Below are 9,992 nucleotides of genomic sequence, written 5' to 3'. Positions count from 1 at the left end.
AAATCAAAGAGCAAACTAGAAAGCTAGCCGCAGGCTTTACTTGAGTATGGCAAGGTGAAGCTGACGTAGTTTGAAGAGATTTTCAAAGAGTATAAATTTCTGTTACTGGCTTTGTCAGTCCTAGCTTGGTCTTTGATTTTTATCGAGTTTGTGTGCTTACATAGTGGGCAATAACATCTGATGTGTACTGAGCTGTCCCTGGGCCAAATTTGTCAATATTTTCCTTAAACTCTGGATTATAGACATAGCCTTTTCCGATATGACCGAAGACTTCCATAGAGCAGTCAAATCCATAGGTACGAATGGCTTGCAAGAGCTTGACTGCTTCCTCTTGGTTTTCAGATGCTGTTATCGGCAGACCAGATTTTAGATTTTGAGCCAAGGTTTGAAAGATTTGATTAAAGGTTGTTGTAGCTTCATCCTCTCGTCCTTTTTGACGCTCGAGAGCCTGGTCCATGACTTCTTGGCCATATTTCTCTACTGCCTCTTGGTGGTATTTTTGATTGTCTTGATAGCTAAATCCAGTGAATTTTTCCTCAATGGTCATTTTTCTCTCTCCTTTTTGTTCTTGAATGGTTTTTTGTAAGGTTGAAATTAAGGTATCCAGATGTTGTCTTTCTCGAGTCAGGTAATCCAACTGTCTCGTCAAATGTGGTAACAAGTCCGTCTTTTCTTCCTTCAATAGCTCTGCTATTTTTTCTAAAGAAAAGCCTAGATACTTGTAATAAAGGATAACCTGAAGTCGTTCTAAATCCTCTTGGCTGTAGATTCGATAACCATTTTCTGACTTTAATGGGACCAAAAGTCCTATCTTATCATAATGGTAAAGTGTTTTGATAGAAACGCCTGAAAGCTGCGCAGCTTCTTTGATATGGTACATGATTTCCTCCTCACATAATTAGTATATACCCTCCCCTTTGGGGAGAGTCAAGTATTTTTTAAGAATTATGAAAACGTAAAATTGATTTTCTTGACAGACTTCAAAAATCATGATAGGATAATCAAGTCTATCAATCAAATAAAAAGCTCATAAAGAGTCATTGAGAGAAGGCTATTTGACAACTCAAGTAGCCTTTTCTTATTTTAAAAAATAGATCGGAGTTTTACTATGTCTGAAAAATCGCAATGGGGCTCGAAACTGGGCTTCATCCTTGCGTCTGCTGGTTCTGCTATTGGTCTTGGGGCCGTTTGGAAATTCCCTTATATGACCGCTGCCAATGGTGGAGGAGGATTTTTACTGGTCTTTCTCATCTCAACGATTTTAATTGGTTTCCCGCTTTTGCTGGCGGAGTTTGCCCTTGGTCGGAGCGCTGGCGTGTCAGCAATCAAAACCTTTGGAAAATTGGGCGATAACAAGAACTACAATTTTATCGGTTGGATCGGTGCCTTTGCCCTTTTCATCCTCCTATCCTTTTACAGTGTTATTGGTGGATGGGTTTTAGTCTATCTAGGTATCGCTATTGCTAAAGCCTTCCAAGTTGGGATTAGCAGTGATTATGCCCAGCTCTTCACAGATATTATTTCAAATCCATGGATTGCTCTCGGTTCCCAAGCCCTCTTCATCTTCCTCAACATCTTTATCGTATCTAAGGGAGTTCAAAAAGGGATTGAAAGAGCATCGAAAGTTATGATGCCCCTGCTCTTTATCATCTTTGTCATTATCATTGGGCGCTCTCTCAGCTTGCCTAAGGCCATGGAAGGTGTGGTTTACTTCCTCAAACCTGACTTTTCAAAACTGACAAGCGCCGGACTCCTCTATGCTCTGGGACAATCTTTCTTTGCACTATCGCTCGGTGTTACTGCCATGTTGACCTATGCTTCTTACTTGGATAAGACAACCAATCTGGTCCAATCAGGTATGTCCATCGTTGCCATGAACATCTCTGTATCCATCATGGCAGGATTAGCTATTTTCCCAGCTATGTCAGCCTTTAACATCCAGTCTGAAGGTGGTCCAAGTCTCCTCTTTATTGTCTTGCCTCAACTCTTTGACAAGATGCCTTTTGGAAGTATTTTCTACATCCTTTTCCTATTGCTTTTCCTCTTTGCGACAGTCACTTCTTCTGTCGTAATGCTGGAAATCAATGTAGGCAACATCACCAACCAAGACAATCGTAGACGTACTAAGTGGAGTATGATTTTAGGTGTTTTAACTTTTGTATTTGGTATCCCTTCAACCCTATCCTACGGAGTCATGGCAGACGTTCAAATCTTTGGAAAGACCTTCTTTGATGCCATGGACTTCTTGGTTTCTAATCTCCTCATGCCTTTTGGTGCCCTCTGCTTGTCTCTCTTTACAGGATATATTTTCAAAAAAGCATTGGCTATGGAGGAACTCCATCTTGATGAAACACCGTGGAAACAAGGACTTTTCCAAGTCTGGCTCTTCCTTCTTCGTTTTATCATCCCAATCATTATCATCGTGGTCTTTATCGCCCAATTTATGTAACTATAAAAAAGGACTTGAGTAATGAACTCAGGTCCTTTCTTTTTATGGATGACTAACAATCAATTCCAAATCTTGTCCTTCAAGTGTCCAAGCTTCAACATCGCTTGGAAGGATAAAGTGGCTACCTTTTTGAATTGGATATTCCTTACCGTCTACAATTAGTTTCCCTTGACCAGCTAAGACACTCAACAAGCTATAGTCAGCTGTTTTTTCAAAGTCAACTTTTCCAGTGATTTCCCACTTGTAGACTGCGAAGAATTCATTGGATACAAGGAGAGTTGAACGCAAATCGTCTGCTTTAACGGTTACAGGACGGCTGTTAGCAGGCTCACCAATATTTAGAACATCGATGGATTTTTCAAGATGAAGCTCGCGCAAGTTACCATTATCATCCTTGCGGTCAAAGTCATAGACACGGTAGGTTGTATCACTAGACTGTTGCGTTTCAAGGATCAAGATACCTGCTCCAATAGCATGCATGGTTCCACTTGGAACATAGAAGAAATCTCCAGCTTTTACAGGAACTTTTGTTAACAAGGCATCCCAGTTTTTATCTTCGATTTGCTGGCGGAGTTCTTCTTTTGACTTAGCGTTATGGCCGTAAATAATTTCTGAACCCTCATCTGCAGCAATAATGTACCAACATTCTGTTTTTCCGAGTTCGCCCTCATGTTCTAGGCCATAAGCATCATCTGGGTGGACTTGAACACTGAGCCAGTCATTGGCATCAAGGATTTTTGTTAAAAGCGGAAATACTGGCTCTGGACGGTTACCAAATAACTCACGGTGTTCCGCATACAAAGTAGCTAGGTCGATTCCCTCAAAGCGACCATTGGCTACCTTGGAAACACCATTTGGGTGAGCTGAGATTGCCCAATATTCACCAATCTTTTCGCTCGGGATGTCATAGCCAAACTCATCACGAAGTTTAGTACCTCCCCAGATTTTTTCTTGCATAACGGAATTTAAAAATAATGGTTCTGACATGTTTCATCTCCTGTCTGATTTTTCACCCTCATTATAGCAAAAAAAGAGTCCTAATTGAACTCTTTTTTCTATCTTATAAAGAAGGGAGAAGATTTTATAAAAATAGTAACGATATGGATTTCATAATTTTAAGAAAATCTACAAGAAACTATTAGTTCACAAGATTTGGAAGAATAAACACCGTAAAGAATGCCATGACAATCATCATAAAAACAAGGAGATAGACAGCACATTCTGTCAGCCATGCATAACGTCCTGGTTTTAGCGGTCTTTCTACGTAGGCATGTTTTGGCTTATTAGGATCATAGTAAACGGCAACTTTCCCTCCAATTGGAAATCGTTCCATTAATGGTGATTTGGTTAAGGAAATAAAACTGTTCCTATAAATCTGGAATCTTAAAATCTGAGGAATTTCACCATCTTCGAGATTATCCATTTTTACATCAGAGACAACCGAGCCCAAGGGAGTACTGATTGTATTTGATATAGCCATAATAAATTTTGGACCTACAACATTGTACTGGTTCCCGTCAACAGTGTACTCAACCACAGGAAGGCTAATCCCGTTATAAAGAGCATAAGAGTATCTAATAATAACTCCTTCGGTTTTTTCCGTACATCTCTTGGCATTTCTATAATTACTCAAGATAAAAAAATCAAACATAAAATAGGTAAAAGCAGCAAAGCCTAACATCATCAAGCCAAATAATAGAAAGAAAGTAGTTGGCATCATTTTTCTCCTTAAAATATCCTAATGAATTTATTTTAACAGAAATGAAAGAAAAAGACCGGATTGCTCCGATCTTTCAATAGTTCATATGCGCACATTCTTTTTTAAGAATCATTATGGTTAACTTCAAATGACTAAGCGTCCTATTTCATACGATAAAAATCAATCACTAGACCAGCAGGGCCACTTACTAGCAGGGATTCGGTTCCCCAATCAGTTACAACTGGCCCATGTAAAATCTCAATCCCTAATTCTTTCACACGTTTTTGATTCTGTTCCAAATCTTCAACTTCAATGTGTAGAATGATTCCTGACTGAAAATTTTCCAAAGGTATCAAATGGTTTTGGGATAACATGAGACAGTGACTGCCAATCGTGAACTGAGCAAAACCATCATCAACATAGTCTGCCTTCTTATCCAAAATATGCTCTAAGTCAGCACAGACTTGGGGAACATTTGAAACAATAATATCCAATTGATTTAAATTCATTTACTATCCTCCATAAAAAGACCGGATTGCTCCGATCTTTTCAAGTTCTGCTCTAAGAAAATCAAAGAATAAACAAGGCATCGAACCGCAGGCAGTACTGGAGTACGGCAAGGTGAAGATAACGCAGTTTACATTTGATTTTCGACGAGCAGAATTATTTGATTGCGCGTGATTGCAACCCTTCTTCTTCCAAGAAGAGGCGGAATGGTACGAGCACTTCTGCTTCGTATTTTTCCTTGAAGGCTTTGATTGCTTCTTCTGAGTGAAGTTTTGGATCCAATTCAAGTACTTCTACTGGAAGTGGACGATGTGGAGTGATGTGAGCATCGATAACAACAGTTTTACCTTCTTTGTTCAATTTAACAGCTTCAGCAACGACTGCGTCGATGTCTTCGATACGGTCAACTGTAAATCCAATAGCTCCTTGAGCTTCAGCGATTTTCGCATAGTCAGCATTAGGGAAGTCACAACCAAACAAGTGTTTGTTTGTGTCTTCGTATTTGTCCTTGATGAAGGCATATTTACCATTTGAGAAGACAACGTTGATAACTGGAAGGTCGTATTGAACGTTTGTGATGACGTCTGGGTAGCACATGTTGAAGGCTCCGTCACCCATGATGTTCCATACTTGGCGATCTGGATTGTCTTTCTTAGCAGCGATACCACCAGGAAGGGCAATACCCATTGTCGCAAAGAGTGGAGATGTACGCCACATGTTCTTAGGTGTCATGTGAAGGTGACGAGTAGATGTTTGAGTAGTGTCACCTACGTCGATTGAATAGATAGCGTCTTGATCGGCATGTTTGTTGATTGCATTGTAAACTTGATACAATTGCAATTCACCCTCAGTTTTACCTTCGAGTTTGTTCATGTAATCACGCCAGTTTTGGTTATTCTTAACGTTTGCACGCCACCATGGAGTAGATTCAACTGGATTCACTTTGTCAAGGATTGCTTTCGCTGCTTGACCTGCATCACCAAGGATTGAAGCGTCTAGGGCATGACGTTTACCAAGTTTGTAAGGGTCGATATCGACTTGGATGAATTTTTCAGTATTCTTGAATGCTTCGTAAACTTCAGCGAATGGGAAGTTTGAACCAAGGAAAAGAACTGTGTCTGCTTCGAAGACAACTTCGTTGGCTGGTTTCCAACCAACACGGTAAGCAGAACCTGTCAAACCTTCGTAGTTCCATTCGAAAGCTTCGAAGTTTTTACCAGTTGTGATGATTGGTGCTTTGATTTTACGTGACAATTCAGTAATCACTTCACCAGCTTTAACACCACCGTAACCAGCATAGATAACTGGACGTTCAGCATTGTTCAAGATTTCAACTGCTTTGTTAATTTCAACTTCGTTCAAAGCAGGAGCGATGAATGAACGTTCGTATGAACCTGAACCGTAATATGAGTTTTCGTCGATTTCTTGGAAACCAAAGTTTACTGGAATTTCAACAACGGCTGGACCTTTTTTAGAAACAGCAGCACGGCAAGCTTCGTCGATTACTTTTGGTAATTGCTCTGCGTAAGCTACACGTTTGTTGTAAACAGCGATACCGTTGTACATTGGGTTTTGGTTTAATTCTTGGAAGGCATCCATGTTTAATTCGTTAACTGGACGTGATCCAAGGATAGCGAGGAATGGAGTGTTATCCATAGCTGCATCGTAAACACCGTTAATCAAGTGAGTCGCACCTGGACCACCTGAACCAACTGCAACACCAATAGATCCGCCAAATTTAGCCTGCATAACCGCTGCAAGAGCACCTGTTTCTTCGTGGCGAACTTGCAAGAAACGGATATCTTTGTCTTCAGCCAAAGCGTCCATAAGTGAGCTAAGTGTTCCTGATGGGATACCGTAGATAGTGTCTACGCCCCATGTTTTCAATACGTTAAGCATTGCTGCAGATGCAGTAATTTTCCCTTGAGTCATAATGATAACTCTCCTTAAAAGTTAATTTGATGAATAATAAAAGCGCTTTTATATGTTTTTTGAAAACGATTCAGTAAATTTACACTCCTAATTTATCACATTTACTTATAGTTTCATAAGAATGTGCTCAGAAACTTTCATTCTCTATTACAGTACAGTTTGGAAGCGTTTTTGAAAATCTGTTTTAGAATAGAAAAAAGCGGTTAAGACCGCCTTTTTATACTCAATGAAAATCAAAGAGCGAACTAAGAAGCGAGCCGCAGGCTGTACTTGAGTACGGCAAGGCGAAGCTGACGTGGTTTGAATTTGATTTTCGAAGAGTATTAATCGACTTTAGTAAAATTAAGCATAAGAGAGCTAATTAAAACAGATACTGAACTAAAGGCCATGGCCAATCCTGCAAGTTCTGGATTGAGTACCAAACCAAGAACAGAAAACACTCCTGCTGCAATCGGAATACCAATGAGGTTATAGATAGAAGCCCAGAAAAGATTGAGTAGAATACGATTAAAGGTCTTCTTACTCATATCAAAAGCACGTGCCAATCCTAGTAAATTGTTGGTTGTAAGGACAAGATCTGCTGATTCAATGGCAATATCTGTCCCAGAGCCCATGGCAATTCCGACATCCGCTACACTGAGGGCCGGCGCATCATTGATCCCATCTCCAACAAAGGCCAATTTGCCATTCTTTTGAAGCTTGTGAATTTCGTGTGCCTTTTCCTCTGGCAAGACATTTGCAATCACTTCTTCGATCCCAATTTGCTCTGCAATCGCATGGGCTACTCCAGCATTATCTCCAGTAAGCATGACCGTTCTAAGGCCACGTTTTTTCAATTTGGCAATAGCTTCTTTGGCATTTTCCTTAGGGACATCCTGCAAGGCAATTAAGCCTTTTAACTGACCATCTACGGATAGGAAGACAACTGTTTTTGCTTCTTTCTCAAGCAAATCAAATCGTTCTTGATAATCATGTGGAATAGCAAGATCATCTAAGAGTTTGGCATTCCCCAGCAAGACTTGTTTACCATTAATATCCCCAGTCACACCTTTTCCATGTAAGGCTTGGAAGTTTTCAACAGGGTAAAGGCTAATTCCTAGTTCAGATGCACGATTAACAATAGCTTGAGCTAGCGGGTGTTGGGATACATCTTCCAGTGAAGCAGCCAAACTTAGCACTTCTCTTTCATCACCAATAACATCTGTTACCACTGGCTTCCCTTCGGTCAAGGTTCCTGTCTTATCAAAAACAACTGTTTGGACTTTTTGGATTTCCTGTAAAACTGTACCATTTTTGAGAAGAATCCCCATCTTGGCACTTCGTCCTGTTCCAACCATGAGTGCTGTCGGTGTCGCGAGTCCTAGTGCACAAGGACAGGCAATTATCAAAACTGCTACTCCATAGAGGAGCGACGTCACAAAGCTTTCTCCTAAGAAAACAAACCAGATCCAAAAAGTAAGAAGTCCTAAAATGACAACTGCTGGTACAAAAATCCCAGAAATCTTGTCTGTCAAATCTTGAATAGGAGCACGACTCGTTTGCGCTTTTTTCACAAAGTCCACAATCTGAGCCAGCATAGTCTCAGAACCAACTTTTTCAGCTCTAAAGATGATCGTACCACTATTATTGATGGTTGAACCAATGACAGCATCTCCAACTGATTTATCGACTGGAATACTTTCCCCAGTCACCATTGATTCATCAATACTCGTTTCACCTTCTAAGACAATACCATCAACGGCAATTTTTTCACCTGGTCGAACGCGAATGAGATCCCCAACTTTGACTTGTTCTAGAGGGATTTGAACATAAACATCATCACGCAAAACCTCTGCTGTTTTTGCTTGTAGGTCTAATAATTTTTCGACTGCCTGCGAAGTATTTTTTCGCATTTTTTCCTCAAAAACTGCTCCCAAAAGAATGAAGAAGAGGATAAATGCAGCACTTTCAAAGTAAACGGGCAGACCAGTGAAGAGGGCAACTAAGCTATAGAAATAGGCCACTAGGGTTCCCAGAGCAACCAAGGTATCCATGTTGGAATTGTGCTTTTTAAAACTAGCCCAGGCGCTTCTGATATATGGAACTCCAGCTACCAGCATAATGGGTGTTGTGGCTAAAAAGGTGCCCCAACGCATGACTTGGTGACTAATTCCTCCTGTAGACATCCCAATCATGAGAATCACAAGAGGCACAGTAAAGATACTAGTAATCCAAAAACGCTGTAAAAGACTGAGAGACTTTTTAGTTTTTTCAACAACGGTATAGGTCCCCTTTTGCATCTTCATGCCGCATGAAAATTCATGCTCACCCAGGTCTTGAGGAGTAAAGCGAATGACTTTTTCCTCGTCTTGAGCGATTGGTTCTAGAATCCCTTCTTCTTCGAAGAGAATTTCCTTATAGCAGTTTGATGGTGTCACACGATGAAAGGTAATCTCAGCAGGAATCCCTTTTTGCAGTTGAATGTGGGCTGGATGGTAGCCTTTGTCTGCTGTAATACGAATTTTTTGAACACCATTTTCAAGACTTGCTTTTACAATTTCAGTCATATCATTCTCCTATTCTACAATCATCTTACCGTGCATCATATTCATGCCACAAGAGAAACCATACTCACCTGCTTCTTCAGGTGTGATTTCAACCACATATTGGTCTCCCATAGGCAGATCTGCATGCACTCCAAAGTCTGGAAAAACGATTTGATCCAAGCAAGGTGAAGGATCTTTTCGATCAAAAATAATGCGAGCAGGTTGCGATTTTTTGAGGATAATGGTTCCTGGAGTGTAGCCCCCCATGACCTCCACTCGAATCTCCTGATAGCCATTTTTTTGCTGGGCTCTCTTAGCATCTTCTTGCGGTTTTTTGAAAAACCAAAAGAGGATAAAAGCAATCATTCCTAAAACAACAATAGATACAAATAGATTTAACATAGCGTCTCCTTTACATACAATTACATCTTACTTCTGTTACAGCACTTGCTTTTTTCTCAGCAATCACTTCTTCCAAGCCTTCCAAGTCAGCTAGGGTAAAGTCACATTCTTCTATCAGATCAGCTAGCAAGAGCTTTATTCTTCGAGAACAAAGCTTGTCTTTGATATCCTGAACCATTAAGCCCCTACTATCATCTAGCGTTAAAAGGGCCGAATAGACAAAGGACTTGCCCTGTTTTTCCCGAGTCAAACATTCTTTCTCCACCAAACGAGCCAAGAGTGTCTGGATCGTGGATTTGGACCAACTGAACCTTTTCTCTAATACTTTTATGAGATCAGTACTAGTCTGTTCTCCCTGCATCCAGATAATCTTCATGACCTGCCATTCTGCATCCGAAATCTGCATGGTTATCTCCTCCAAAATCTACATTTGTCAATTACAGTTATCAGTATACTCTTAAAATCTACATTTGTCAAC

At 40.4% G+C, this 9,992-nt stretch carries 9 protein-coding genes; 1 reads left to right on the top strand and 8 read right to left on the bottom strand.

Annotated features, from left to right (window positions below; all coding sequences use genetic code 11):
- Window positions 1-139: 139 nt before the first annotated feature.
- On the bottom strand, window positions 140-880 hold the full coding sequence (locus tag HMPREF2795_RS03235; RefSeq protein ID WP_000274759.1) for a MerR family transcriptional regulator: 741 nt from the start codon (window positions 878-880) through the stop codon (window positions 140-142).
- 228 nt (window positions 881-1,108) lie between these two features.
- Here HMPREF2795_RS03235 and HMPREF2795_RS03230 point away from each other — a divergent pair, with 228 nt between their 5' ends.
- Complete coding sequence (locus tag HMPREF2795_RS03230) at window positions 1,109-2,449, top strand: sodium-dependent transporter (protein WP_007554921.1); 1,341 nt, start codon at window positions 1,109-1,111, stop codon at window positions 2,447-2,449.
- Window positions 2,450-2,491: 42 nt separating this feature from the next.
- Here HMPREF2795_RS03230 and manA read toward each other — a convergent pair whose 3' ends face one another.
- The 7 genes from manA to HMPREF2795_RS03195 form a co-directional block, all read right to left on the bottom strand.
- Window positions 2,492-3,436, bottom strand: a complete 945-nt coding sequence (gene manA, locus HMPREF2795_RS03225) for a mannose-6-phosphate isomerase, class I (RefSeq protein WP_001294271.1) — start codon at window positions 3,434-3,436, stop codon at window positions 2,492-2,494.
- A 151-nt stretch (window positions 3,437-3,587) separates the two neighbouring features.
- On the bottom strand, window positions 3,588-4,169 hold the full coding sequence (locus HMPREF2795_RS03220) for a DUF3592 domain-containing protein (protein WP_231161332.1): 582 nt from the start codon (window positions 4,167-4,169) through the stop codon (window positions 3,588-3,590).
- Between the two features lie 140 nt (window positions 4,170-4,309).
- Window positions 4,310-4,657: a VOC family protein gene (locus HMPREF2795_RS03215; RefSeq protein WP_001052659.1), complete on the bottom strand. Its 348-nt coding sequence runs from the start codon at window positions 4,655-4,657 to the stop codon at window positions 4,310-4,312.
- A gap of 154 nt (window positions 4,658-4,811) precedes the next feature.
- A complete protein-coding gene (gene spxB / locus HMPREF2795_RS03210) occupies window positions 4,812-6,587 on the bottom strand; it encodes a pyruvate oxidase (protein WP_000191824.1) in 1,776 nt (591 codons plus the stop codon).
- Window positions 6,588-6,910: 323 nt separating this feature from the next.
- On the bottom strand, window positions 6,911-9,133 hold the full coding sequence (locus HMPREF2795_RS03205) for a heavy metal translocating P-type ATPase (RefSeq protein WP_075228222.1): 2,223 nt from the start codon (window positions 9,131-9,133) through the stop codon (window positions 6,911-6,913).
- A gap of 9 nt (window positions 9,134-9,142) precedes the next feature.
- Window positions 9,143-9,514, bottom strand: coding sequence for a cupredoxin domain-containing protein (locus tag HMPREF2795_RS03200; protein ID WP_004252344.1), 372 nt, complete (start codon window positions 9,512-9,514; stop codon window positions 9,143-9,145).
- Window positions 9,515-9,524: 10 nt separating this feature from the next.
- Window positions 9,525-9,920, bottom strand: coding sequence for a CopY/TcrY family copper transport repressor (locus HMPREF2795_RS03195; protein ID WP_075228221.1), 396 nt, complete (start codon window positions 9,918-9,920; stop codon window positions 9,525-9,527).
- Between the last annotated feature and the right edge of the window lie 72 nt (window positions 9,921-9,992).

Source organism: Streptococcus sp. HMSC056C01, from assembly GCF_001811305.1.
In the GTDB taxonomy this organism is placed as follows: Bacteria; Bacillota; Bacilli; order Lactobacillales; family Streptococcaceae; genus Streptococcus.
Note: the sequence above shows the minus strand (reverse complement) of the source record. Positions and strands in the feature narration are given on the sequence as shown.